This is a genomic window from Pandoraea iniqua, from assembly GCF_902459685.1.
Taxonomy (GTDB): Bacteria; Pseudomonadota; Gammaproteobacteria; order Burkholderiales; family Burkholderiaceae; genus Pandoraea; species Pandoraea iniqua.
Genome location: NZ_CABPSF010000001.1, coordinates 177,829 through 203,642 on the forward strand (window position 1 = coordinate 177,829; position 25,814 = coordinate 203,642).

General features: G+C 63.9%; 17 protein-coding genes. 5 read left to right on the plus strand and 12 right to left on the minus strand.

What is annotated here, in order from left to right; all coding sequences use genetic code 11:
- Positions 1-5: 5 nt before the first annotated feature.
- The 4 genes from PIN31009_RS00730 to PIN31009_RS00745 all read right to left on the minus strand — a co-directional run bounded on the left by PIN31009_RS00730 (position 6) and on the right by PIN31009_RS00745 (position 4,237).
- Positions 6-1,001 (minus strand): alpha/beta fold hydrolase, encoded by a 996-nt coding sequence (locus tag PIN31009_RS00730; protein ID WP_246185463.1) that lies wholly within the window; start codon positions 999-1,001, stop codon positions 6-8.
- A gap of 10 nt (positions 1,002-1,011) precedes the next feature.
- On the minus strand, positions 1,012-2,217 hold the full coding sequence (gene blaPNC / locus PIN31009_RS00735) for a PNC family class C beta-lactamase (RefSeq protein ID WP_150788987.1): 1,206 nt from the start codon (positions 2,215-2,217) through the stop codon (positions 1,012-1,014).
- Between the two features lie 284 nt (positions 2,218-2,501).
- Positions 2,502-2,942 (minus strand): DUF3331 domain-containing protein, encoded by a 441-nt coding sequence (locus PIN31009_RS00740; RefSeq protein WP_150682646.1) that lies wholly within the window; start codon positions 2,940-2,942, stop codon positions 2,502-2,504.
- Between the two features lie 2 nt (positions 2,943-2,944).
- Complete coding sequence (locus PIN31009_RS00745; protein WP_150788988.1) at positions 2,945-4,237, minus strand: NAD(P)/FAD-dependent oxidoreductase; 1,293 nt, start codon at positions 4,235-4,237, stop codon at positions 2,945-2,947.
- Between the two features lie 157 nt (positions 4,238-4,394).
- Here PIN31009_RS00745 and PIN31009_RS00750 point away from each other — a divergent pair, with 157 nt between their 5' ends.
- The 4 genes from PIN31009_RS00750 (at position 4,395) to PIN31009_RS00765 (ending at position 9,071) form a co-directional block, all read left to right on the plus strand.
- Positions 4,395-5,054, plus strand: coding sequence for a TetR/AcrR family transcriptional regulator (locus tag PIN31009_RS00750; protein WP_058376694.1), 660 nt, complete (start codon positions 4,395-4,397; stop codon positions 5,052-5,054).
- A 149-nt stretch (positions 5,055-5,203) separates the two neighbouring features.
- Complete coding sequence (locus PIN31009_RS00755) at positions 5,204-5,557, plus strand: RidA family protein (protein WP_058376695.1); 354 nt, start codon at positions 5,204-5,206, stop codon at positions 5,555-5,557.
- 82 nt (positions 5,558-5,639) lie between these two features.
- The gene (locus PIN31009_RS00760; RefSeq protein WP_150788989.1) at positions 5,640-6,908 is read left to right on the plus strand and encodes an NAD(P)/FAD-dependent oxidoreductase; all 1,269 of its coding nucleotides are present in this window, start codon (positions 5,640-5,642) and stop codon (positions 6,906-6,908) included.
- 9 nt (positions 6,909-6,917) lie between these two features.
- The gene (locus PIN31009_RS00765) at positions 6,918-9,071 is read left to right on the plus strand and encodes a UvrD-helicase domain-containing protein (RefSeq protein WP_150788990.1); all 2,154 of its coding nucleotides are present in this window, start codon (positions 6,918-6,920) and stop codon (positions 9,069-9,071) included.
- Positions 9,072-9,092: 21 nt separating this feature from the next.
- Here the strand turns inward: PIN31009_RS00765 and PIN31009_RS00770 are convergent, their stop codons facing one another.
- The 4 genes from PIN31009_RS00770 to PIN31009_RS00785 form a co-directional block, all read right to left on the minus strand.
- Positions 9,093-10,727 (minus strand): SH3 domain-containing C40 family peptidase, encoded by a 1,635-nt coding sequence (locus tag PIN31009_RS00770; RefSeq protein ID WP_150788991.1) that lies wholly within the window; start codon positions 10,725-10,727, stop codon positions 9,093-9,095.
- A 136-nt stretch (positions 10,728-10,863) separates the two neighbouring features.
- Complete coding sequence (locus PIN31009_RS00775) at positions 10,864-13,371, minus strand: TonB-dependent siderophore receptor (protein WP_174996858.1); 2,508 nt, start codon at positions 13,369-13,371, stop codon at positions 10,864-10,866.
- Positions 13,372-13,529: 158 nt separating this feature from the next.
- Entirely contained in the window at positions 13,530-14,648 is a 1,119-nt protein-coding gene (locus PIN31009_RS00780) for a FecR domain-containing protein (RefSeq protein ID WP_150788993.1), read from the minus strand.
- Entirely contained in the window at positions 14,645-15,181 is a 537-nt protein-coding gene (locus tag PIN31009_RS00785) for a sigma-70 family RNA polymerase sigma factor (RefSeq protein ID WP_246185464.1), read from the minus strand. Before PIN31009_RS00785 ends, PIN31009_RS00780 begins: the two co-directional genes overlap by 4 nt.
- 352 nt (positions 15,182-15,533) lie before the next feature.
- Here PIN31009_RS00785 and uvrA point away from each other — a divergent pair, with 352 nt between their 5' ends.
- The gene (uvrA, locus tag PIN31009_RS00790; protein ID WP_150789597.1) at positions 15,534-21,452 is read left to right on the plus strand and encodes an excinuclease ABC subunit UvrA; all 5,919 of its coding nucleotides are present in this window, start codon (positions 15,534-15,536) and stop codon (positions 21,450-21,452) included.
- A gap of 73 nt (positions 21,453-21,525) precedes the next feature.
- On the opposite strand, the gene PIN31009_RS00795 is transcribed toward uvrA, so the two are convergent.
- From PIN31009_RS00795 to pepE, 4 genes are all read right to left on the minus strand, one after another.
- Positions 21,526-22,431 (minus strand): DMT family transporter, encoded by a 906-nt coding sequence (locus PIN31009_RS00795; RefSeq protein WP_150788994.1) that lies wholly within the window; start codon positions 22,429-22,431, stop codon positions 21,526-21,528.
- Positions 22,432-22,603: 172 nt separating this feature from the next.
- Complete coding sequence (locus PIN31009_RS00800; protein ID WP_150788995.1) at positions 22,604-23,767, minus strand: porin; 1,164 nt, start codon at positions 23,765-23,767, stop codon at positions 22,604-22,606.
- A gap of 329 nt (positions 23,768-24,096) precedes the next feature.
- On the minus strand, positions 24,097-25,038 hold the full coding sequence (locus PIN31009_RS00805) for a DUF1177 domain-containing protein (RefSeq protein WP_058376704.1): 942 nt from the start codon (positions 25,036-25,038) through the stop codon (positions 24,097-24,099).
- Between the two features lie 51 nt (positions 25,039-25,089).
- The gene (pepE, locus tag PIN31009_RS00810) at positions 25,090-25,803 is read right to left on the minus strand and encodes a dipeptidase PepE (RefSeq protein WP_150788996.1); all 714 of its coding nucleotides are present in this window, start codon (positions 25,801-25,803) and stop codon (positions 25,090-25,092) included.
- Positions 25,804-25,814 lie beyond the last annotated feature (11 nt).

Sequence of the window (25,814 nt, forward strand, 5' to 3'; positions counted from 1 at the left end):
AACGATCACTTTGGCGTTGGCGGCGCGTTGTCCGTGGTCAGGTGGGTGGAGACGAAGTGGGCAATCGTGGCGACGACTTCCGGCGCGAGCGGCAGTGACGGGTTGCCGTAGGTCGCGATGTTCGCTGCGCGGTTGTCGTTGGTCACTGCCTTCAGTACGTGATTCGTATCGGGCAGCAAGGCGAGCGTTGCTGCGGGCTGTGCCTGCTTGAGCCGCTGTGCATCGACAACGCCGACTTGCAGGTCGCGCTCGCCTTGCACGATGAGTGTGGGCACGCGCACGTCGGCAATCAGTTTGGCCGGGTCTTGCGCGAACAGGCTGATGAGAAAGCCCTGCACGGCCGGTGCGAAGAGCGGGGCCAGCGGCGCGGGCAGTGTCTTGACGTCCACATGCTCGCCCTTTGTGAGCGCGCGAATGGCGGCGTCGCCCGCATCGGCGATGCGACCGTTGGCGGGGTTGGCGTGCAACTGCTCGCTCAATACATCGCCCAACGGCCGTCCGCCCGTCGACACGAGAATCAGTCCACAGACGCCCTCCGGATGACGGGCCGCCGTTGCCAGCGCCATCAATCCCCCCTCGCTGTGACCCAGCAGCCAGACGCAAGGTGCACGCGTTTGCTGACGGATGGTGCCGACCCACGTCAATGTGTCTTGCACGTAATCGTCGACGGTCACGGCATTGGCATCCGCCACGGCTTTCGCGCTGCCGAACATGCCGCGCTTGTCGATGCGAACGGTGGCGATGCGATTCGCGGCCAGCCCTTCGGCGAGCAACCTGTATGGCTCAGCACGCACGCCCAACGGATTGTTGCCGTCGCGATCCGTCGGCCCGGAGCCGGGAATGATGAGCACCGTGGCGATGGGTTGCGCGGGAGACTCGAGCATCCCCGCGAGCGGCCCATGCGGACCCGGTGCCTGCATTTCGGTGGTCGCGGCATCTGTCATGGTGGCGGCAGTGATCAGCGAAAGGGTGACGCCGAAAGACAGTACGGACTTGAGCATCGCGAAACCGTTAGCGGGCTGCGCCGTCGAGTGTCGACAAAATCTGATGAGCCGCGCGCACGCGCTCCGCGATCGGGAACGCCTTATTGGCGAGGATCACGATGCCCATCTGCTTGGCGGGCACGAACGCGACATACGCGCCGAAACCATTCGTCGAGCCGGTTTTGTTGACCCAGACCGCCGGTGTCGGGGCAATCGACGGCGAAAGCTCGCGCGCCGGCGTGGTCTCGTACGCCATCTTTGGACCGTTGCCCACGAGCAACGAATCGAGCGTGACCGGGTACGGGTACTGCTCCCAGATCAGGTCTTGCGTCATCGGGCTGTCGAAGTAGTAGCCGATGCGCGTGTCGTGAATCGCCTGCTGCAACTTGGCGTCACCGACCGGCTTGCCAAGTTGCACGCTGACGAAACGCAGCAAGTCGCCCGCCGTGGTTCGCACGCCATAGGCTTCCGATTCGAGAATGTCTGGTCGGATTCGCACCGGCTTGTCGGTCTTCGAATAGCCCCATGCGTAGTTCGCCATCTGATCGGCAGGCACGTGCAGATAGGTATGCGACAGGCCGAGCGGCGTGAACACGTGCTGGGTCATGAGCGTCGTGAAATCGCTGCCCATCGCGCGGGACGTGATCCAGCCGAGCGTGCCGATGCTCACGTTCGAATACGTGCGCACGGTGCCCGGCGGCTTCGCGGGCTTCCACGTATTCAGATAGGCGAGCAGTTGATCGTCGTCGCGAATGCCGTCCGGCACTTGCAGCGGCAGGCTGCCGGCCGTGTGGGTGCCGAGATTGAGCAGCGTGAGCTCACCGAAGGGCGTGCCGGCCAGCGACGGCAGGAAGCGGCTGGTCTTGTCGGTGAGCGAGAGTGCGCCGGTGGTTTGCGCGTAGGCGGTGAGCGTCGCGGTGAAGGTCTTGCTGACGGAGCCGATCTCAAACAGCGTGTCAGCCGTCACGGGCTTGTTTGCTGCCTTGTCGGCGACGCCGTAGTTGAAGACGTATGACTTGCCGTCAACGATCACGCCGACGGCCATGCCCGGGACGGCGTTGTCTTTCATGACCGATGCGACGGTCTGGTCAACGAGCGTCTTGATGGCGGCACTTTGCGGATCGGCGCCGGGTTGTGCGGCGTAGCTGCGCGCGCTCATGGCCATCCATCCAATGGCGGCAAGGGTGGCGATTGCCGCAACCGGCGTAAGGAAGGTGAAATGGCGTTTGTTCATCGGTCGGGGGTCTCCCTGAAGGCTTGTGCGGCGGGCGATCGACGAAATGTGCGACGCCCGTTTGGATTGCGCTAAGCCTAATCCGAAAGTTGTCGCCGGTCGTTCCCTCTGCTGGTAACAGACGTAACCGTTGCAACGCTCGTTCGACGAAAAAAAACCGCCCTCTACGGGGCGGCAACACGCTGAATCGATACAGGGGGGATTGCATTCAGCGCGGGGGTATCGACGATCCGCCATCAGCCCTGCGCTATCAGCGAGCGGCCAGTGGCGAATCGATTCGGAAATCAGGCGTCCTGAAGCGCAGGCTCTTCGCGACGGATCGACTCGGCGGAGATCATGGCGTCGGCGTTGAGCGGCGGAATGTCACCGAAGAGCGGACGGTAGACGAAATCGCCCACGTCGATCGGTGCGCCCGTGAGCGCACAAACGCCGGGGTGATGGGCCTTGCGCACGCGCCAGATCTGCGCGCCGTAGTTACCGCCCATCGCGTCGTTCCACGACACGGTGATGGTCAGTTCGCTCGCGATTTCGAGCACGCGCACGATCGGTGCGCGACGCGTGTACGGAATCACCGGCCGGCACTCGACCGGCTTCGCATCGAGCATGGCCACGGTGTGCTGCCAAACGCCCTTCTTGCGCAATGACGCGCCCGAGGCACTCGATACGCCGGATGCGCGGCCGCGGCCGCCCCGGTTGCTGCAATTGGTTCTGTTTTCGCTTCGCATAGTCAGGCCAGCCGGATGCGCGGCCCGAGAAGGCCGCCGAGTTTTTCGGCACCCAACAGCGCTGTCGCACGGGCCACCCCGTGCAGCGCATGTTGATGACGCCGGTACAACATCGCGTGGCTCCACTGCGCAAAGCGTCCGCGCACGATGCCACCTTTGAAAAAACCAAATCGCCCAAGCGCCCCGAACGCGTTGTAGTCCGAGAGCGACACAAGGGCCCCGTGATCGCGATAACCGAACGGCGGAATCGCATGACCTTCCAGCCACGCACCCAGATGCCGGCTCAGATGCGCGGCCTGCTGCGTGGCCACTTGCGCGGTCGGCGGCAAGGCACGTTCGCCGTCTGCGGGCACGAGTGAAGCGCAGTCGCCGACGGCGAAAATGCGCTCGTCCTGTGCGGTCTGCATCGTCGCGCGCACCACGATCTGGTTCGCGTGATTGGTGTCGAGTCCACCGATGCCTTGCAAGAAGTCAGGTGCTTTGACGCCAGCGGCCCACACGAGCAGATCGCCCGGGATCAACTGGCCGTCGTCGCGGTAGAAGCCATCGCGGTCGGCGCACACGATGCGCGTATCGGTCAGCACACGAAAGCCAAGGCGCTCGAGTTGCGCTTGGGTGGCTGACGAAATCTCCGGCGGAAAGGCGCCCAGCACACGCGGGCCGCCTTCAACGAGTGTGAGTTTCAGACGTTCGCGAATTTGCGGGTCGCCATAGGCCGTGGCCATTTCGAACATGCGGCTCAGTTCGGCCGCCAGTTCTACGCCCGTGGCGCCGCCGCCCGCGATCACGACACGTAATGCGTCGTCGTTCACGGTGCTGCGTAAGGCTTCGCAACGCAATGCGGTGTTGAAGGCTTCGGCCTGCGGCTGGCTGTCGATGAAATGACACACGTCGCGCACACCGGGGATGCCGAAATCGTTGGCCTGCGAGCCGAGGGCAAGCACCAGCGCGTCGTAGGGCACCCGGCGCTCGCCGAGCAGACGCGAACCGTCCGGCGCGTCCATTTCCCCCAGCACGATCTCGCGGCTGCGGCGATCCAGCCCGCACATACGCCCGACCTGATACGTGAAGCCATGGCTGCACGCATGCGCCAGATAGGCGACCTGCGCCCGCGCCACATCGCGGGTGCCGGCTGCAATGGTGTGCAGCATCGGCTTCCAGAGATGCGTGGGGTGGCTGTCGATGAGCGTCACGCGCGCAACGCCGGTACGACCCAGCGTGCGGCCCAGGCGGGTCGCCAGCATCAGGCCGGCAACACCACCACCGACGATCACGATTCGGTTAGCGGGAGACATTTGGGGGGGAAATGTCCAATTCAACAAGTGATGAATAAGCGCATAATAGCGACCGTGCCCCCTATGTGTCAAATGGGGTGTGTCTGGGCAGGCAGGTGCGCGCGGGTCGGTTAGACTTGGTGCATTGCTGTCGCAAATTCGACTAACCCATCGCTCAATGACTCCGATTAAAGCTGTCTCGCAAGCCGACCTGCCGCGCAAACGTACGCGCGGCCGTCCCACCGATAACTGCACGCACGGTGCCGAAGCGTTGTTGCATAACGCCCGGCGGATCTTTGCGCAGCGGGGCTTCTATGCGAGCAGCGTGCGGCAGATTGCCGAGGCGTCAGGGGTGGATGCAGCGCTGATCGCGCATCATTTCGGCTCGAAAGAAGCGCTGTGGGTGGCCGTGGTCGATCAGATCGCGACGCTCACGCGCTCGCTGATCGACGACACGCTGGCGTTGCGCCATGCCCCGATCGAGCCCGCCGAGCGGATCGAACAGGCGGTTCAGCTGTTTGTGGAAGCGGTGTTCGATAACCCGGACATCGGCATGTTCTTCTCCACGGCGGCCACGGAAGAAGGCGAACGGCTCGATATCCTCACGCAGCGCCTCGTGCGCCCCTATCGCGACGCGATGGTGCCGCTGGTGGCCGATTGGCTCGTCGCGCAAGACCGCCGCGTGGAAGACGCCGACGTGATGTTCTTCATGCTGACCTCGGCGATCAGCAAAACGGTGTCGTATCGCCACATGATGGGACCGTTCCTGCCGCCCGAAGGCATGGCCGATCTCAAGCGCACCGTGCTCGATTGCGCGATGGCGCTGATTCGTCAGTAATTCGTCGGTAACTCGTCAGTCATCCGGCCGCCAGTCGGCGGTCATTCGGTGGTCATCCACGCGTCATTGGGCGGAAGTGACACGTGACACTCGTATAAGATATCGGGGCCAGGGCCGACGTCCGGCCCTTTTTCTTTTACGGTGCCTCAATGTCGAACGAAATCAAACGTCTGCAAACCAACGCCCGCATGAGCCAGGTGGTGATCGCCAACAACGTGGTGTATCTGGCGGGCCAAGTGCCGGATACGGCAAACGTTTCGGTGACGCAGCAAACGACGGAAATTCTCACGCGCATCGATAAGCTGCTGGCCTCGGCCGGTGTCGACAAGACCCGCCTGCTCACCGCCAACATCTGGCTGTCGGACGCCAAGCACTTCGCCGAATTCAACGCCGTGTGGGACGCTTGGGTGCCTGAAGGCCACGCCCCGACGCGCGCTTGCGTGCAGTCGCCGCTGATGCGTGCCGGTCTCGAAGTCGAAATCGCCGTCACCGCGCTGGCGTAAGTTTCATTCACGTGGCTCACTTCGGTGGGCCACGTTGCTTATCCCCTTTCCCCCTCTCCTTCCTTTTTCTCCCCCCTTCCCTATGACGTTCGACGCGCTTGTCCTCGGTGCAGGAATGGTCGGTGTGTCGGTCGCCGTGCACTTGCAACGACGCGGGTTGTCGGTGGCCTTGATCGATCGCAAACCGCCCGGCAACGAGACGTCGTTCGGCAATGCCGGGCTGATTCAGCGCGAAGGCGTCTATCCGTACGCGTTTCCACGCGATGTCGGCACGTTGTTGCGCTACGCACGCAATCGCTCGACGGACGTGCGCTATCACCCGTCGGCCATGCCCGCCATGGCGCCTTTTCTCGCGCGTTACTGGCACAACTCGGCACCGGCACGACATGCGCAGATTGCGCAGCACTACAGCCAGTTGATTGCCCACTGTCTGACGGAACACCGTGATCTCATCGCGGCGTCGGGCGCGAGCGACTTGCTGCGCGAAGGCGGCTGGGTGAAGGTGTTTCGAACGGTCGCGGCGATGGACGCGGCACGGCGCGATGCGGAGCAATGGGAACAGGAATACGGCGTACCGCACGAAGTCCTCGGCGTGGAGCGACTGCGTGCGGAGGAGCCTTCGCTCACGCATGCACTCGTCGGCGGACTGCGTTACACGGCGTCGAATTCGGTGCGTGATCCGGGCGGTCTGGTGGCGGCGTACGCGCGCTACTTCGAATCGCTCGGTGGCCGGGTGCTGACAGGCGACGCGACGACGCTCAAGCCGCAGTGGACGGTGCAAACGTCCGAGGGCGAGGTGGAAGGCCGCCGTGCAGTCATCGCACTCGGACCGTGGTCCGATACCCTGAGCGCATCGCTCGGTTACCGGTTGCCGCTGGCGGTGAAACGCGGCTATCACATGCACTATCGCGCGCAAGATGGCGCGCAGTTGAATCAACCGGTGCTGGACGCCGAGTACGGCTTCCTGATCGCACCGATGACGCGTGGCATCCGCCTGACGACGGGGGTCGAACTCGGCCTTCGCGATACGCCGCCGACGCCGGTGCAACTCGCGGCCGTCGAGCCGCTGGCACGCGAGACGTTCCCGCTGGCGGAGCGCGTCGACGATGCGCCGTGGATGGGCCGTCGTCCGTGTACGCCGGACATGATGCCGATCATCGGCCCTGCGCCCGCGCATCGGGACCTGTGGTTTGCGTTCGGCCACGCGCACCACGGTTTCACGCTTGGACCGGTCACCGGTCGTCTCGTGGCCGAAATGATCACGGGCGAGACCCCGTTGCTGGACCCGCGCCCGTTCGGTGTGCAGCGGTTCCTGTCGTCTTCGTCGCACTCACTCACACCGCAGAATTGATCAGGCTTGATGGAAGATTTCGTTGATACCTCGCGCGCGCCGCGCTTCGTGCCGAATGGTCCGGCACCGACAGCCGAGCAAGTGGCGATTCAGTTAGCCAAGGAACGCGTTTGCCTTGTGCAGGCCAACGCCGGTGCGGGGAAAACGTCGGTGCTGGTGGCGCGCATTGGCGAGGCGGTCGCACGGGGCACGTCACCGGGTAACATTCTGGCGCTCACGTTTACCGACACGGCCGCGTCGGTGCTGAATCGCCGGCTGGCGCAGGCGGGCATTCACGTGCGCGCCGCCGAGCAAGTGCACGTGTTCACGTTCGACAAATTCAGCCGGCATGTACTCTCCCGCCTGCCGGGCGATAACTCGCGCGCCACGCAGTTCGAACTCGATCGGGATCTGGCGCCGTGGATCGAAGAGGCCATGGACAACGTGCCCGACGAGACCGTCGAAGCGTTTCCGGAAGGGACCTTCGAGCCGAATCACGTCAACGTCGCGCTCGCCATCGACGCCATGCGCCGCCTGAAAGCGTCCGGTGCCCTGTTCGACGATATCTACGACGAGAATCTGGACGGCATGCTCGACGCGCTGGGTGTGACGCGTGCGCAGTTCATCATCGCGATCGAATACGAACGGATCCGACGGGGACGCGACGACGAACCGCGCTTTCGCGACCCATACGACGCGACCTACGATCTGGCGAAGGCGATCGGCATGGACGCCATCGCCGATGCGTATCTGGGGCCATACAGTCTGGTCGTCTGCGACGAGCAACACGACTTCAACGAGGCGGCGTATCGGGTGCTGTGTCGCGTGCTGCTGGCCAACCAGTGCCGTTTTCTCGGCGTCGGCGACAAGGATCAGGTCATCCACGCGACGTTGGGTGCGAGCGACACCTACATGGGCGACCGATTCCGCAACGACTTCACGTCGACCGAACTCTATCCGCTGAGTCAGACGTTCCGTCACGGCCCGCACATTGCCTACCCGGTCGCTGCGTTCAAGCAAAAGACGATCGAGTCGTACGTCCGCACGCACACGCCGATCAAATTGGTGGAAAGTGACGGCAGCGCGCTGGGCGTCGCCAACGCGGTGGCGGACGAAGTGGCCGAGTGGGCTGCGCAGGCGGGAAGTGCCGACGCATGCGCCATTTTGCTGCGCGACTGGCATCAGTCGGCGTTGATCGAAGAAGTGCTGTGGCGACGCAATATCCGCTATCGGGCGCCGGCCGCGCGCAACTTCCATCATCGCGAAGAGATCCGTTTCGTTCGCGGCGTGTTTGCTTACGCGCTTGGCGCCTTCGGCAGACTGGAATCATCGGACCGTGTCGCGATTGCTGCGACGTTGGCGCTGTTCGGAAACGTGCAAATCGAACCCGGACGCGTGCGGGAGATGCAGGCGCTGCTGGCGCAGAATCCGGAGTTGTTCGAGGAATTCCTGAAGACGTGGCTAGTGGGCGATGTGCCGGAGCGTCCGGTGACCAAAGTCGGCGCACTGGTGCTGGAAATTCGCGGGATCGTGCAGGGATTGAGCGCCGTCGATGCGTTCAAGCTGATTCGCGCAAGGATCGATTTCGGGGCCATTGCGCGTCGCGTTTACGCGAAACCGTATGACGCGGAAATGGTGTCCCGGTCGCTCGATGCCTTTGAAAGCGCCATGGCAGGAAAACCGGATACGCTCGCGGGGTTCTTCGATACGTGGCTGACGACCGTCACTTCCGCGACGACCGGACGGCGAGTCGAACGCGTGATCATCGACACGGTTTCCAACGTGAAGGGACGCGAATTCGACTGCGTGATTCTGCCGTACATGGATCGCAACGAATTCCCGAACCCGCACCTTGCGCACGATCAGGAAGCCAATCTGTTCTACGTGGCTGCGACGCGCGCGCGCAACAAGCTGGTGCTGGTGACCTCATCTGCCGATGCCGTGCTTCAAAGCCGGTTCATCGGTGATCTGGATTTGGAAAAATCGACACTGCGGGCGGATATTGCGCTGGACCGGAATCGCCAACTGGCGTCCGCAGACAACATCATTCGTATCTACCTAAAGCACTACGATCCGCGCGATCACGCGGAAATTCGAGGGCTCGGTGCGAGCTACGATCCCGCGCGGCGACAGTGGTTCATCACGTCGGATATGAGCACAGAGCGCTTCCTTCCGTGGCTTTGACGCAATCCTGACGTTTCATTCTTACTGCGGCATTTCCTCCGGCGTGTCGGCACTCTTCGCGTGCGCCGCGTCGCCGCTGGCATCGGCATTACCGTCGCCGATCACGCTGATTTCGAATAGCCGCTTGCCCGCCAGCGAGCGCGCTTCGGGGTCTTCGGGATACGACTTCAGCAGCGGCAGAATCACCGAGCCACCGATGACGTTGCGCCGGCTGTTATCGGCGGGCGACAACCCCCACACGTTCTGATACGTCATGGGCACGGTTTGCCCGTCGATCTGCGTGTTACCGAGATACAGCATGATGTGGCCGTCGATGTGGATCAACGTCATGAGCGGCCGGCCACGCTCGGCGAGCGTGCGCAAACGTGTATCGATGTCGGCCTGTCGAAGATCGGTGCGTTGACCCGCGCGCAACTGGTCGGAGGAATGTCGCGGCAGCCAGATGCCGAACGGCGCAAAGAGGCTGCGCGTCTCCGCCGAACAGTCGTTGTAGAACAGCGTGTTTCCCCATCCATACGGCCGCCCGATCATCTGCTTCATGACTTGTGCCATGTGACGCGGTGTCAGCGTCCACGGCATGGGTACGACCGTCGACGCATCGAGCGGCATCGTGCGGATCACGGCGGCTCGCTGGGTATCGGCGACGGGGAACATCACGATTTGCCTGCCGTCTTGTGCGCGTGTCATCGGCAGCACCGTCCCGATGGGCGCAGTCGTGCGATAGATCGTCTTGAGCGTGCCGGGCACGGTGTCGGCGAGCGTTGCGTCGGCATGCACGATGGCACCGAGTCCGCGCTGCGCCACCGCGCGCCAAGTCGCGACAAACCGCTCGTCCACCGACGCTACGGTGCGGGCATCCACCCAGCCGATCAGATCCGGCGAATACACCAGCAGCCATGCACCATCCGCGCTGCGCGCAAGCGTGTACACGGGCGTGCCCGGACGCAACGCGGAGTCTTGCAGCGCGTCGAACGGATAGCCCTCACCTGCCTGACGGAAATCGTAGAACGCGGGGTCGGACGTCGGCAGTTGCCGCACCAGTGCGTTATCGACCGTGATGCCGCGACGGCGCGGGTCGTAACGCCAGTCGGCATGGTCCGCGTCGAGTTGCGCGAGCGCCATGTTCGACTCGATCGCACGAATCCACGCCTGTGAGTGCGGTTGGAAGTTCTCGCCGTAGGTCTTGCGCACACCGGCGGCGCTGTTGTCGAAGCGGCGGACGCGCCGTGCCTGCGAGTCGGCAATCTGGCTGGCGCCTGCGGCATTGAGCAGTGACGTCGAGAGCCAAGTGCCGTTCCACGGCGACGCATCGCCTGCGGCAGTGCCGAAGTAGCGCGCGCGGAATGCTTCGAAGCGGCGTGCTTGCTCGGCGGAGGAGATGAGTGGCTGATCGTAGCCGGGGGCATCGGGACGGATCCAGTGATCGACGTCCTGATCGTAGTGTTCGATGGGGAAGCGGCTGACGTTGAAGCGGGGCTGCGCGGTCGTTGCTGCTGTTGTTGATGTGGACGAGGTTGCGGTCGCGGCGGTGATCTTACCCTTTGGCGATGGCCCCGCACAGGCCGTGAGCAGGGCAACGGCGCTCACGAGCGCAACGGAAACGCGAGTGATCGAAGCGAGCACGTTGGCGCGCGGCGCCGGCAGGTTTGCACCCATGGGAGACGATGGAAAGCCCGAATGACGCCATGCTACTCCATCGCTTCCATTGCTCCTTCTTCGGCCGCGGCGACACGCTGTAGCGCGCGTCGCCGCGTGGGTGCTTCAATGGCTTACTCGTGGCTTGCAGGTGTACTTACCAGCGCGCCGTCACGCTACCGATCACCGTGCGGCCCGTGCCGTAGTAGCACTGCACGGTGGTGTTGCAGCCCGCCACGTAGGTGCGGTCGAACAGGTTGGTCGCGTTAAGTTGCAGGCGCCAGCGCCAGCCGATATCGGCGTGCAGCGAAGCGTCGAAGAGCGTCACGCCCGGCACCGAGAACGAGTTGGCGGTATCGCCTGCCGTCTGGCCCAGATAGCGCACACCGGCCCCGGCGCCGAGCTTCACGTCGCCGATATTGCCGAAGTTGTAGTCGGCCCAGAACGACGCCATGTTGCGCGGCACCCCATACGGACGCTTGCCCAGATCGGCGTTGTTGCTGCGCGTGACTTCCACGTCCTGATACGTGTAGCTGGCCACGACGTTGAGCTTGTTCGTCAGGCTCACCTTGCCTTCGAGTTCGACACCGCGCGAGCGCACTTCCCCGGTCTGAATCGTGTTGCGCGTATTAGCCGGGTCGGCCGTCGACACGTTCTGTTGCGTGAGGTTGAACAGCGACGCCGTGAAGAGCGCGTTGGTGTTCGTCGGCTGGTACTTGATGCCGATCTCGTACTGCTGGCCGGTGGTCGGCTTGAGCGGATCGCCCGCAAGGTTGGTCGACAGCGTGGGCAGGAACGACGTCGAGTAGCTGAAGTACGGCGACACACCGAAGCTCGACTCGTACAGCAGACCGGCGCGCCACGTGAACTTGTTCGGCGTTTGCTTCACCGTGGTCTTGGCGATGTTGTTGTCGGTCGTCGACCACGTGAAGTCTTCGCGCCCGCCCAGCGTCAGATACCAGCGGTCCCAACGCATCTGGTCCTGCAAATACAGGCCGAGCTGCGTTTGCGTCTGGTCGGTGCTGGTGGTCGGGTTAGCCGGCAGCACGCCCTTCACGCCGTACACCGGTGCGTAGAGGTCGAGCGACGGCGCCGACCCGGTCCACACGCGATTCAGAAAACGTTGCGACTGAAAGTCCGTGCCGGCGACCACCTTGTGCGCGACCGGGCCGGTCTTGGTGTCGTACTGCACGTTGTTGTCCATCTGCCAGCCGTTCAGGATCGGCTCGGCCTGATAGGCGGTGCGTTGCAATGTGCGTTGGTCCGCGAGCAGCGCGGTGCCGTAGATCGACTTGTAGTCGAGGTCCATGTGCGTGAAGCGCACGCTGGAGCGCAGTTGCAGCGCGTCGTTGAAGCGGTGCTCGAAGCGGAAGCCTGTAGCGACCTGCGTTTTGCGATAACGGTCGAACGCGGGGTCGCCGGTGAGCAGTTCACGGTCGATGCGTCCCCAGCTCGACGGCGTCACCATGCCGATGGCCGGGCCATAGCTGACCGACGAACCCATGTTGTCCTGCAAGTAATTGAAGAACCACGTGAGGCTCGTCTGCGCATTCGGGCGCCACGTGATCGACGGCTGAATCATGATGCGGTCGTCGGTCACGTTGTTGGTCTGCGTGTCGGCCAGACGGCCCAGACCGGTGATGCGATAGAGCAGTGTGCCGTCGTCATTGACCGGGCCGGTCACGTCGACGCGCAACTGGCGGCGGTCGAACGTGCCGTAATCGACGCCGATCTCACGATACGGCTCGGCACTCGGCACCTTGCTCACCAGGTTGACCAGACCGCCCAGATTGCCCGCGCCGTAGAGGATCGAGCTGGGGCCGCGCAGCACTTCCACGCGCTCCAGCGTGTACGGGTCGACGCGAATGGCGGCGTAGCTGCCCGGGCGGTTGGCGATCTGCGGAATGCGCAGGCCGTCCCAATACGCGTCGGCGTTGAAGCCACGGATGTAGAACCAGTCGGCGCGCGTGTCGCTGCCGTACGGATCGGCGTTCACACCGGCGGAGTACTTGAGCGCGTCGCTGACCGTTTGCACGGCCTGATCGTTGAGCTGGTCGCGCGGAATCACGCTGATCGACTGCGACGTCTGCATGATCGACGTGTCGGTTTTCGTCGCGGTATCGCTGCGCTGCGCCACGTAGCCGACCACCGGGCCACGCGCGACGTCGCGATCTGCGCGGGCGTTCACGTCGGTCGCGGGCAGCGCCACGGCTGCCCCTGTTGCCGGTGCACCGCCGTTGGCGCCGGGCGCCACGATGTAGCCGCCGTTGGGCTGGCCGGTGGCTTGTAGGCCGGTGCCTTCAATCAGGATCGCCAGCGCGAGCGTCGGCGTGTAGTTGCCGGAGACGCCGGCCGTGCGTTTCTCGGCGATCTGGGCGGCGTCGTACGAGATCATCAGCCCGGTTTGCTGGGCGAAGGCGACAAGCCCTTGTTGCAGCGAGCCGGCGGGAATGTGCAGCGACTGTGCCGGGCGGGCGGCTGTTGCCGTGGTGGTGCCTGCCTGCGGGGTAGCGTCGGCGGCGTGGGCCTGTGCGCTCAGGGCAAAGACGGCGAAGGCGGCCAGTGAGACGGCGCGGCGGGCGGTTGCAACGCAAGCAACTGACGCAACGGGAGCAACGGAAGCACGAGCGGCACGCGGCGGCGTGGGGCTGACGTGAGAAGACATGACGGCGGATTCCTTTCTATGGAGCATCGAACATCGAAATGGGCATTCCTTCCTATGCCCCGCGAGATTCGAAAACCCCTCATCCGACGGCAAAAAAGTTTTTGGCGGGCGGTGCGTATCGTCCCGATGAAGTGACGGCGAACGACCCGCCGCGCGGTTCAGGTGTGCGTACGGTCCCCGCCGAAGGTCCGGATCGTGCGGATACGCCCCGGCGACTCACCAGTTTGCGTGCCCGGCCGCACGCGTACCCACCAGCGCGTATAGCGCTCGACTTCGAGCGGTAGTGCGCGGGCGAGCATGTCGAGCACGCGGTCGGTGTCGTCGACCGGATAGATCCCCGAAACCAGTAGGTTGGCCACTTCGGGCGCGCAGCCGAGATGACCGCGCCGATAGCGGCTCAATTCGGCGAGGAAGTCGCCGAGCGGCATGGCGTGCACGACGAGCATGCCTTGCGTCCATGCCGCGGCGGCATTGGCGGCGCTGGTGTCGTCAAAGCGCGAGCGGATGGCCGTAGCGTCGAAGGTTGCCCCCTGACCGGCGGTGAGCACGATGGCATCACCGGCGGCGCCCGACGGCGTTACGCGCACGGCGCCTTCGAGCACGATGACCGAGGCAGTGTCGTTCTGCTGACGCACGAGAAAGTGCGTGCCGAGCGCCTGCAGGCGGCCGTGTGCCGTATCGACGAAGAACGGCCGGTGGCCGTGGTCGGCATCGGCACCGGTGGTCACGGCAATCTCGCCGCGAAGCAGGCGCAGGCGGCGGGTGTCTTGCGTATAACGCACGTCGACTGCGGAATCGGTGTTGAGCGCGAGCGCGGTGCCGTCGTCCAGTTGCACGGTGCGGCGCTCGCCGATACCGGTGCTCAGGTCGGCGCGTAGCGATTGCACCGTCGCGCTGTCGCGTGCGGTCCATGCGGCACCGGCGACCGTCGCCAGTGCAAAGAGGCCGAGCACGCGGCGGCGCGACTGGCTGGTCGCGGCCTTGCGCGTCGCCATCCGCAGCAGCGTGCCGCGGGCGACCACGGGGGGAATCGTGCGCAACTGGCTGCCGAAGTCGACCAGCCGCTGCCATGCCTGCGCGTGCTGCGGGTGCGCGTCGTGCCAGCGCTGCCACGCGGCCTGATCGGCGGCGCGGGCGCGGGTCTGCGCAGCCGTCTCTACGCCCCCCATGCCGCCCGTGGTCATTTCGTTCGCTTGCAGACGGACGAACCACTCGGTGGCGGCCAGCGTGACCGATTCCGGCAACGGGTCGCCGATGGTGTGCGAGTGGGCGTTCATGGGCGGTGGGTTCCGAAGCAGCAGGCATGCAGCGCCTTGACGATATGGCGTTGCACGGTGGCAATCGAAATGCCGACGGCTTCGGCAATATCGCGTTGCGCGAGGCCATCGAGTTGCGACATCAGAAACACGCGGCGAACGACAGGCGGCAGGCCGTCGAGGCGGCGGTCGATGTCGATGAGGGTCTGGAGCAGGATGGCGCGCGTTTCCGGATCGGGCGCGACGGCTTCCGGCTGGGCGGCGAGCGTGTCGAGATACGCGGCTTCGATCTTGCGATGGCGGTGCAGGTTGGCGACGAGCCCTTGCGCGACGACGGTCAGGAACGCGCGCGGTTCGCGCGGGCAGACGGGGGCGTCTTTACTGAGCAGCCGCACGAAGGTGTCGTGCGCGAGGTCGGCCGCGTCGCCGTGGTTGCCGAGCTTGCGTTGCAACCAGTTACGCAACCAGCCATGGTGATTGTGATAGAGCGCGGCCACGCCGGACGCTTCGGCGCGTGCGTGGTCTGAACGGCCCCCGGTGTCGTCACGCATCATGATCTTGGCTCGGTCGCGGGCTTGCGCTGCCGTCACTGATTCAACAGTTTTGTTGGTTAATGATAATCATTCGCATCATATCATGTCACGCATGGGGCGGCGACGGATGGGAAATAAATGCGGGGGCACGGTAGCGTCGACCTTCCGAAAATTAGGACTATCGGCAATGGGGGTATGGGTGAGGTGCTGTACAAATATACAGTACAATTGCCCCATGCCGAACGGAGCGTGGATGCTGTCAGCGCCTGTCGTATCGGCCTGATACAGTAGTTCCCCCGAGGCGCGCATGCGCACTTTCAGACGTCAACCAAGCGGCCCTGATCAATTGGATAATTCGTCCTCGAAACCCGACCTGTCGACAAACCCGGCGACCACGCCGTCGCCTGCATCGTCGGCCAATCACGCCATTCGCATTCGTGGCGCCCGTCAGCACAATCTCAAGAATCTCGACGTCGATCTCCAGACCGGCGAGATGACGGTCGTGACCGGTCCGTCCGGCTCCGGCAAGTCGAGTCTGGTCTTCGACACGCTGTTTGCCGAAGGCCAGCGTCGCTACGTCGAGACCTTCAGTGCTTACGCGCGCCAGTTTCTCGACCGCATGGACCGTCCGCAGGTCGACCATGTGGAAGGCGTGCCGCCCGCCATCGCCATCGATCAGACCAACCCCGTGCGCAGTTCGCGCTCGACGGTCGGCACGATGACCGAGCTCAACGATCACCTGAAACTGCTGTTCGCCCGTGCGGCGGCGCTGTTCGATCGCGAGACGGCGCAACCCGTGCGCCACGACACCCCCGAGACCATCTACGCGGAACTGATGACGCGCACGGCGCAGGGCGACCCGCGGCTGGTCGTCACGTTCCCGGTGGAACTGCCGGGCAGTGTCACGCCCGACGAGGTCACGCAGTGGCTCTCCGCCTCGGGTTACACCCGTGTGCAGGCCGAGCGCGAAGTTGTGAGCGCCACCGGCACGCGCAAGGTGCTCGACGTGGTGGCCGACCGTTTCCGCTTGCAGAACACCGAGAAGGCGCGCGCGATGGAAGCCATCGAGTCCTCGCTCAAGCGCGGACGTGGCCGTGTGAACGTCTACGTGCTCGCGGAAGAAGGCGAGCCGGACATCTGGCGGTATTCACAGGACCTGCATTGCCCCGACAGCGATCTGCATTACGCCGATCCGCAGCCGGCACTGTTCTCGTTCAACTCGGCCTACGGCGCCTGCGAGGCATGCCGGGGCTTCGGGCGCGTGATCGGTGTCGACCTCGGTCTGGTGATTCCCGACGAGCGCAAGACACTGCGTGGCGGCGCGATCAAGACGATTCAGACGCCCGCATGGAAAGAGATTCAGCAAGACCTGCTCGAATACGCCGGTAAAGCAGGCATTCCGCGCGACACGCCGTGGTCGAAGCTCTCGCCCGAGCATCAGGAATGGGTGATCGAAGGCGACCCGACGTGGAACGGCGAGTGGAACAAGCAGTGGTATGGCGTGCGCCGCTTCTTCGGCTATCTGGAGTCGAAGGCGTACAAGATGCACATTCGCGTGCTGCTCTCGAAGTACCGCAGTTACACCACCTGCGATACCTGCGGCGGTGCGCGTCTCAAGACGGAAGGTCTGCTGTGGCGTCTGGGGTCGAAAGAGAACGCCGACGCCGTGCTGCCGCCGTCGCAACGCTTCATGCCGCGCGGCGTGTCGTGGTCGCGCGCGCAACTCGAAGCACTGCCCGGCCTGACCATGCACGACCTGATGCTCATGCCGATTTCGCGCGTGCGTCAGTTCTTCGACTCGCTGACGCTGCCGTCGAGCCTGCTCGACGATGCGCTCAAGCTGCTGCAAGAGGAAGTGGGCACGCGCCTGAAATACCTGTGCGACGTCGGCATCGGCTATCTCACACTCGATCGCCAGAGCCGCACGCTTTCCGGTGGTGAAGTGCAGCGGATCAACCTGACGACGGCGCTGGGCACCTCGCTCGTCAACACGTTGTTTGTGCTTGATGAGCCGAGTATCGGCCTGCACCCGCGCGATATGGACCGTATCGTTGCCGCCATGCATCGCCTGCGCGACGCGGGCAATACGCTGGTGGTGGTCGAGCATGACCCAGCCGTCATGCTGGCGGCCGATCGTGTGATCGACATGGGCCCCGGCCCCGGCGAGCGCGGCGGTCAGATCGTATTCGACGGTACGCCCGAAGAAGTGCGTAACGCCGACACCCTCACCGGCAGTTATCTCGGCGGGCGCAAGCATGTGGCGAACGCGTCGAACTGGCGGGCGCGTCCGGTCGATGCCGACACGCCGCGTCTGTCGCTCACGGGCGTTCGCGAACACAACCTCAAACAAATCAGCGTGGACATTCCGTTACAACGGCTTGTCTGCGTGACGGGCGTGTCGGGCTCCGGCAAGTCCACGCTCGTGCAAGACGTGCTCAGCCCGGCGCTCGCGCGTCACTTCGGTGATCCGACCGAGGCGCCCGGTGCCCACGATGAATTGGTGGGTGCCGAGCAACTGTCCGGCGTCGTGTTCGTGGATCAGTCGCCCATCGGCAAGACGGCGCGTTCGAACCCGGCAAGTTACGTCGGCGCGTTCGACGAAATTCGCAAGCTGTTCGCGGCCGAGCCGGTGGCGCTGCAACGTGGCTACAACGCCAGCACGTTCAGCTTCAACTCGGGCAACGGACGCTGCCCGACCTGCGGCGGCTCGGGTTTCGAACACGTGGAAATGCAGTTCCTGAGCGACGTGTATCTGCGCTGTCCGGACTGCGATGGCAAGCGCTATCGCGCCGAAGTGCTCGACGTGAAGATTCAGCGCGCCGTGCCGGGTGAAGCCATGCGCGAGTTGAGCGTGTCGGATGTGCTCGACCTCACGGTGAACGAGGCGGTGAAGTTGTTCTCGTCGGATCGAGACGTGCTGCGCGTGTTGCAGCCGATCGTGGACGTCGGGCTTGAATACGTGAAGCTGGGCCAGCCGGTGCCGACGCTCTCGGGCGGGGAAGCACAGCGTCTCAAGCTCGCGGGTTTTCTGGCCGAAGCGTCGCAAAAGAAGACGGCAAGCGGCCAGAAGGTGGCGCATCGCGGCCGCCTGTTCATCTTCGACGAACCGACGACGGGCCTGCACTTCGACGACATCGCCAAACTGATGCGCGCGTTCGGCAAGTTGCTCGACGGCGGCAATTCGCTGCTGGTGATCGAGCACAACCTCGACGTGGTGCGCGCTGCCGACTGGATCATCGATCTGGGACCGGAAGGCGGTGAAGGCGGCGGCGAAGTGCTTTGCGCCGGTACGCTGGCCGATGTGGTGGCATGTCCCGGCTCGCATACGGGCAAAGCCTTGGCGGACTACGAGCGCAATATCGTGGCGCCCGCACAGGCCGTGGCGACAAGCGCAAAGGACGATGCCGGCATGCCGCTGCAAACCGCCTTGCGTGCCGCCCGCGCCCATCGCAAGCCGGCGGGTGGCGACGCCATTCGGATCATCAACGCGCGCGAACACAATTTGAAGTCGCTCGACGTGGAGATTCCGCGCGGCAAGTTCAGCGTGATCACGGGCGTGTCGGGGTCGGGCAAATCGACGCTCGCGTTCGACATTCTGTTCAACGAGGGGCAGCGCCGGTATCTGGAATCGCTGAACGCGTATGCGCGCTCCATCGTGCAACCGGCAGGGCGTCCGGAAGTCGATGCTGTCTACGGCATTCCGCCGACGGTGGCGATCGAGCAGCGTCTGTCGCGCGGCGGTCGCAAGAGTACGGTGGCGACGACCACGGAGATCTGGCACTTCCTGCGGCTGCTATACGTGAAGCTCGGTATTCAGCATTGCATTCATGACGGCGCACCGGTGACGGCGCAGAGCCCCGATTCCATCGTGGCGCAGTTGCTGCGCGACCGGCGCGGTCAGCACGTCGGCTTGCTGGCACCGCTGGTGGTGGGCCGCAAGGGTATCTACACGGATCTGGCGAAGTGGGCCAAAGCGCGCGGGCATTCGCATCTGCGCGTCGACGGCGTGTTCCTGCCAGTGGATCCGTGGCCGAAGCTCGATCGCTTCCGCGAGCACACCATCGAGTTGCCGGTCGGTGACGTGGTTGTCACGCCCGAGAACGAAGGTCTGCTGCGTACGTTGCTCGCGGCGGCGCTCGAATTGGGCAAGGGCGTCATGCATCTGCTGGCACCGCTCGACGGTCTGGGCGATGCCATGACCAGCGAACAACCCGGCGAGGGCGTCGGTAAGATCGAAGTGTTTTCGGTCAAGCGGGCCTGCCCGGTGTGCGGCACGAGCTATCCCGATCTCGATCCGCGCATGTTCTCGTTCAACAGCAAGCATGGCTGGTGCACGACCTGCGTGGGTACGGGGCTCGCGCTCACGCGTGAGCAGCGCGAAGCATTCGACGACACGGTGCTGGGGCAGGACAACCGGGGGCGCGAGCATTCGCTGCCGTCGGAGGAGCAAGAGCCGGAAGACGTGGGCGATCAGCCGTGTCCGGACTGCCATGGTGCGCGACTGAATCCGGTCGCGCGGGCCGTGACCTTCGACGAAGAGGCGATTTCGGACGTAGCGCAGTGGACCGTCACCGACGTTCGCCACTGGGTGCAAGGGCTGCATCTGCATGGCCGCGATGCGAGCATTGCGCGCGACCTGATCAGCGAAATTCAGGGCCGCCTCGAGTTTCTGGAAGAAGTGGGACTGGGCTACCTGACGCTGGACCGTGCGGCACCGACCCTCTCGGGCGGCGAGTCGCAGCGTATTCGTCTGGCGGCGCAACTCGGCAGCAATTTGCAGGGTGTTTGCTACGTGCTGGACGAGCCGACCATCGGCTTGCACCCGCGCGATAACGGCATTCTGCTTGGCGCGCTGCGCAAGCTCGGCGACCAAGGCAACACGCTGGTGGTGGTCGAGCACGACGAGGACACGATTCGTCGCGCCGACCACATCATCGATATCGGGCCGGGGGCGGGCAAACGTGGCGGTACGCTTGTGGCGCAGGGCAGCGTGGCCGATCTGGCGGCGCATCCCGATTCGCTGACGGGCAAGTTCCTCGCGCATCCGTTGCAGCACCCGCTGCAACCGCGTCGCGAAGTCGTTGCGCCGAAGAAGGGCACGGAAGCGGTGCCGCCGAACTGGCTGACGGTGCATGGCGCAACGCTACATAACCTGAAGAACGTCACGGCATCGCTGCCGCTCTCGCGATTGACGGCGATCACGGGCGTTTCGGGCTCGGGTAAATCGACACTGGCCCGCGATGTGTTGATGACGAACCTGCTCGACGCCGTGGGTCGTTCGGTGCTGTCGTCGCCGGCCGAGCGCCGGGCACGCAAGGGCACGGTCCGGCATGCGGTGAAGGCGGACGGCAAGCCGCGCGCCAAGTCGGAGGCGCCGGCGGAACCGCGTCGTGCGGTGACGCATGCGTGGCACGGCTGCGAGTCGGTGACAGGCTGGGAGACGATCGACCGCGTGCTCGAAGTCGACCAGACGCCGATCGGCAAGACGCCGCGCTCGTGTCCGGCTACGTATATCGGCTTCTGGGACACGATTCGACGGTTGTTTGCCGACACGCTGGAAGCACGTGCGCGTGGTTACTCGGCCTCGCGCTTCTCGTTCAACACGGGCGACGGGCGCTGTCCGGCGTGCGAGGGGCAGGGCGTACGCACGATCGGCATGAGCTTCCTTGCAGATGTGAAGGTGTTGTGCGACGTGTGTCACGGCCAGCGCTTCAATGCCGAAACGTTGGCGGTAACGTGGCGTGGCAAGAGCATCGGCGACGTGCTGACGATGGAAGTGGACGAAGCGGTCGAGTTCTTCGCGTCGATGCCGAGTATCGGGCACCCGTTGCAGTTGATGAAGGACGTGGGGCTCGGTTACCTGACGCTGGGGCAGCCGTCGCCGACGTTGTCGGGTGGCGAGGCGCAGCGTATCAAGCTGGTGACGGAGTTGACCAAGGTGCGCGACGACATCACGCGCCGTGGTCAGAAGTCGCCGCATACGCTGTACGTGCTCGATGAGCCGACCGTGGGTCTGCACATGGCGGACGTGGCACGCCTGATCAAGGTGCTGCATCGTTTGGTGGATGGCGGACACACCGTTGTGGTGATCGAGCACAACCTCGACGTCATCGCCGAAGCCGACTGGATCGTCGACATGGGACCGGAAGGCGGCAAGGACGGCGGCACCGTGGTGGCGGCAACATCACCGGATGCGCTCGCGAAGGTGGCGGCAAGCCATACCGGTATCGCCCTCAGGCCAGTGCTGGCGCAATCGGCTGCCAAGGTCGAGGAAGCGGAAGCGGTGAAGTAACCGCAGGACTTCCGCCGAGCAGAAAGACAAACGGGACGCTTCGGCGTCCCGTTTGTTTTCCACTACGCTCATGTCATTCCTGATCGCTCGTCACGAGGTCACCGATACGACGCGGCACAATCGTCATCAAAAGCCCAGCGACGATGCAGACGGCACCCAATGCACCGAAGCCACCGAGCATGTCTCCGAAACATGCGAAGGCGAACAGTGTGGCGAACAACGGGTCACTGGTCTCTATGATCTGTAGCTTGCTTGCCTCGCCGTGCGAAATCGCCAGTGTCGTGAAATAGAAGCCGCCAATCGTGGGCAGCAGAATTAACGCCAACAGGATCGCCCACGCCCAACCGACCGGCACTGAAAACCCTTGATGCAACGAGAGCAGCAACAAATAGAGACTACCAAATCCAAACAGCCAAGTGAGCTGCGGGAGTCCACTCCCCACGTTCCATAACTTCGACAGAAAGATGAACAACGCGTAACCGAGTCCGCCGCATAGGGCGAGCGCAACACCGAGATAACTTCCCGTCACACCGCCTTCGAACAGGCAGATCAGTGCAATGCCGGTGACGATGGAACCGAACGCAGCGACCTTCCGCCGTGTGATCTGCTCCTTTAAAACCAGCGTCGAAAGCACAATCGTGACACCCCCCGCGGCGTAGGTCAGAAAAGAGACCAGCGGAATCGATGCCTCAGCGAACGCCCATGTTTCGAAAGCGTAGAGACAGAAGATGCCCAGCAACGCGAGCAGTGCAAAAACGGGCCAGCGGCTCGCCAGTCGCACCGTTTGATCGCGCAACGTCCGTCGTGTGCAGCAGTAACTCGCAATCAGAACAAAGGCACCAAAGCATTTCCAGAACGCGATGTTCGTCGGCGTCAAACCGTGGCCGAGTCCGACGCGAGTGAGCGGGCCGATCGTGCCATTCAATGCGGCGGCAATGAGTGCGTAGACTTCGGGGCCCCGCGCAAATCGGATGAACATGGTCGGGGCTCGCAAAAAGAAACGACCTCGCATTCTGTCAGCTTGCGCTGAGGAATAGAGGTCGTTGCACGGCGTCGCGAGGCTTTTCGGAATTTGCCGATGACCCGAATGACCCGGGTCATCGCATGCCGACAGCTACCGCATCACTACTTTAGTTGCCGCGACAGACGCATCAGAACTTATGACGCAGTCCGGCGTAGTAAGTCACCTGATTGTCGTGCCCGTTCAGACGCACGCCGGAGCCGCCAGTCCATGACGTGGTCGACGTGCCGAACAAGCCGGACCAGTCGCCGTTCACGTGATCGTAAGCACCGGCCACATAAACGTCGGTGCGCTTCGACAGGCGATAGTCGAGGATCGCGTAAGCCGTTTGACGCGTGCCGCCGAAGTTGCTCGCCGACGTGTTGTTGTACATCCACGCACCCGTGAACGAAAGCACCGGGTTGAAGTTGTACGTCGCACCCAGCGTCAGGAACTGATCGCGGCGTGCTGCGCTGAACACCGAGCCGATCGACGCCGTCGAGCTGGCCGTCGCCGGGGTGCTCATGTTCGTGATCGACGCGAAATCAACACCACCGTTCGTCACGTCGAAGCCCGCATCACGTTGGCTTTGCAGGTAGTCGGCGTAGAACGTGGCCGGGCCGAATGCGTACTTCGCACCCAACACCCACAGCTTGGCCGTGCGGCTTTGCGTATCGCGCGTTTGCTGCAACTGACCGGTCAACTTCAAGCCATTACCGTCGTACGACAATCCACCCGAGAGCGACGAGCGTGCCGAACCCTGACCCGCGATGCCGCCCAGTGCGTACTGCAAGTTCACCCCAATCGCGCCGAACGACTTGGTGTACGTCAACGCATTGTTAAAACGCTGACCAGTGAGATACACCTGCCACGAATTCGTCGCCGGGGCGCCGACCGACAAAGGATCGACCGCCGACACCGCGAGCAAAGCGCCCGTGTACTGACGGCCGATATCCACTTCGCCAAACGCGCCCGACAGTCCCACGAACGCCTGACGGCCGAACAACTGCCCCTGCTGATCGAAGCTGCCGTTGTTGATCGTGAGACCGTTTTCCAGCACGAAGCGCGCCTTCATGCCGCCGCCCAAGTCTTCACTACCGGTCAGGCCGAAGCGGCTGCCCGACAGAAAGCCCTCGCCGCCCTGCTGCACGCTGAAGGTCTTGCCGCCTTGCGGACTGGTGTTGGTCTGCATGACCACGGCCGCGTCGAGCACGCCGTACAGCGTGACGTTCGATTGCGCAAAGGCGCTCGGGGCGACGCTGGCAAAACACACGCCGGCGGCTGCGGCGATCAGGGAAGGAAGCGGATATTTCATGAGAGTTCCGATCGGTCTTGAAGCACGAGAAATAGACGGAGCCATGGCATGTCGCCGGCCCTCGATTCAAAAAATTGACGCAAAAACGCCCCCGCGCTCTCGTGCACAAGGCAAGAGAACGACGTCATGTCGTCGCAGAGGAGCCACTCGACACAGGTCCGGCGCAGTCGCCGGCGAACCGGTTGTGTCAGGGCGTTGGCGGCAGCCAGGCACGTCGCGCGGGTTTGTGACCCAGCACTGGCGTGTCGCGGTTCAGCCTGTCGCCTTGGGGAAAAGTCGGGCGACTCGACTCACATCGAATCGCCCGGGTCCATCAACCACCTTTCGTGTTACGCGGCCTTTTGCAGCACCGTCATCGGGCCGTACAACTCCAGCAGACGCGCATATTCCGTTTCGCTGTAGAAGTCGCACTGATAGCGCTGGCGGTCGGTGTACTGAATCGCCACTTCCACGCAGAAGCGCACGGCTTCCGCGATATCCACTTCATGGCTCGCGCTGCCGCCGCTGCCGGCCACGGCCGCTTGCGCGGTGATCGGCACGCCGACCACCGGTGCTTCGGTGGCCACCGTCGGCTGCATGATGCTGTTGATGTGGTACAGGCCGTTGTCGTAGTCGGTGATGTCCTGCGTCGTCAGCGGCATGACGCGCGGCAGATGCCCGGTCGTCTGCTGCATGATGTTCAACAGGCTGTCCGACACGCGCAGCAAATACCCTTGCTTGGACGTCGGCGTGATCGCGAAACCGCGCTCGTTGAACACGCGGTTGCCCTTGCTCGTATCGACCGACAGAATCGCATCCATGGCGGCGTCGACTTCGAACTGGTTCATCGTCGTCGAGCTGCACGGCATGCCCATGAAGTCGACCGGCTGACGCGGCGTGATCGGCGCGTCGGTGCACAGGTGCGTGGTCACGATGACGTCGCCCTGCAACGTGTCGCCACGTGCCCGCAGTTGCGCGAGCTTCAGGCCCGCGGCGATCACTGCCGTCGCGCCGTCGGCATCCGACACCTGCGCGATACGGTCGGGACGTGCACCGATCGCGCCGTTACGGCCGATCAGGCCAAGTGTCGGGGCAGTGCCGCCAGCCGTCTTGCCTGCCGCGCCCGGTACCACGATCTTGATGAAGTCGGCCACGCGGCCTTCGGTCACACGCTCCACCGTGACCGTTACGCCGGCGTCGGTGTAAGGCGCGAACAAGGCGACGATGTCGTCACCGTTCACGCTCGGCAGGTCGATGAGTTCATACACCGCCAGGGTTTGCTGCAATGCCATGTTTCTAAACCTCTTGAATCTGCTTTTGTTACCAGAGACGCCGTAGCGACCTCAGATCGATGCGAGCGAGAACGTGCTGCCCGTGGCGATCTTGTCGATGACGCCGCCCTGCTTGAAGTACAGCGCGTCGAACTCGCCGAGCACGGTGGCGTTTTCGCCCTGCACGTGCAGCGCGGTGCCTTCCGGAATGCCGACAACGCGCTCGTCCGGATTGATGCCGAGGTACTCGGCCAGACGCTCTTCGCGCGACTCGCCGTTGTGACCGGCCGGTTTGCCGCTGATGAAGTGCGGGTTCACTTGGAACGGAATCAGGTTCAGCGCCTTGAGCGTGGGCGGCTCGACGATCGGCATGTCGTTGGTGGTGCGAATGGTCGGGCACACGACGTTCGACCCGGCGCTCCAGCCCACATACGGCATGCCGGCATTCACGCGCTCGCGAATCAGACCGACGATGCCCGCGTTGTACATGCGATCGAGCAGGGCAAACGTGTTGCCGCCGCCGACAGCCACGGCTTCCGCCTGTTCCACCGCTGCGCGCGGGTCCTTGTGATGATGGATCGATTCGAGTTCGTAGCCGAGGCGCTCGAACACCGGCTTCACACGCGATTCGTACTCGTCGTAGCTGAACGTGATGCCGCCCGCGTAGGGCACGAACAGCACGCGCTTGGCGCGACCCTTGAGCAACGCGTGCAGTTGGTCGTCCGCATGCTCCAGATAGCCCAGATTGCCCTTGCGGGAGCTGCTCATCATCAGAATTTGTTTCATGGCTTATGCCT

What these genes read in the sequence shown, in the direction of transcription:
- PIN31009_RS00730 (WP_246185463.1), bottom strand. Translation starts at nt 1,001, where the DNA reads ATGCTCAAGTCCGTACTGTCTTTCGGCGTCACCCTTTCGCTGATCACT.
- blaPNC (WP_150788987.1), bottom strand. Translation starts at nt 2,217, where the DNA reads ATGAACAAACGCCATTTCACCTTCCTTACGCCGGTTGCGGCAATCGCC.
- PIN31009_RS00740 (WP_150682646.1), bottom strand. Translation starts at nt 2,942, where the DNA reads ATGCGAAGCGAAAACAGAACCAATTGCAGCAACCGGGGCGGCCGCGGC.
- PIN31009_RS00745 (WP_150788988.1), bottom strand. Translation starts at nt 4,237, where the DNA reads ATGTCTCCCGCTAACCGAATCGTGATCGTCGGTGGTGGTGTTGCCGGC.
- PIN31009_RS00750 (WP_058376694.1), top strand. Translation starts at nt 4,395, where the DNA reads ATGACTCCGATTAAAGCTGTCTCGCAAGCCGACCTGCCGCGCAAACGT.
- PIN31009_RS00755 (WP_058376695.1), top strand. Translation starts at nt 5,204, where the DNA reads ATGTCGAACGAAATCAAACGTCTGCAAACCAACGCCCGCATGAGCCAG.
- PIN31009_RS00760 (WP_150788989.1), top strand. Translation starts at nt 5,640, where the DNA reads ATGACGTTCGACGCGCTTGTCCTCGGTGCAGGAATGGTCGGTGTGTCG.
- PIN31009_RS00765 (WP_150788990.1), top strand. Translation starts at nt 6,918, where the DNA reads ATGGAAGATTTCGTTGATACCTCGCGCGCGCCGCGCTTCGTGCCGAAT.
- PIN31009_RS00770 (WP_150788991.1), bottom strand. Translation starts at nt 10,727, where the DNA reads ATGGGTGCAAACCTGCCGGCGCCGCGCGCCAACGTGCTCGCTTCGATC.
- PIN31009_RS00775 (WP_174996858.1), bottom strand. Translation starts at nt 13,371, where the DNA reads ATGTCTTCTCACGTCAGCCCCACGCCGCCGCGTGCCGCTCGTGCTTCC.
- PIN31009_RS00780 (WP_150788993.1), bottom strand. Translation starts at nt 14,648, where the DNA reads ATGAACGCCCACTCGCACACCATCGGCGACCCGTTGCCGGAATCGGTC.
- PIN31009_RS00785 (WP_246185464.1), bottom strand. Translation starts at nt 15,181, where the DNA reads ATGATGCGTGACGACACCGGGGGCCGTTCAGACCACGCACGCGCCGAA.
- PIN31009_RS00795 (WP_150788994.1), bottom strand. Translation starts at nt 22,431, where the DNA reads ATGTTCATCCGATTTGCGCGGGGCCCCGAAGTCTACGCACTCATTGCC.
- PIN31009_RS00800 (WP_150788995.1), bottom strand. Translation starts at nt 23,767, where the DNA reads ATGAAATATCCGCTTCCTTCCCTGATCGCCGCAGCCGCCGGCGTGTGT.
- PIN31009_RS00805 (WP_058376704.1), bottom strand. Translation starts at nt 25,038, where the DNA reads ATGGCATTGCAGCAAACCCTGGCGGTGTATGAACTCATCGACCTGCCG.
- pepE (WP_150788996.1), bottom strand. Translation starts at nt 25,803, where the DNA reads ATGAAACAAATTCTGATGATGAGCAGCTCCCGCAAGGGCAATCTGGGC.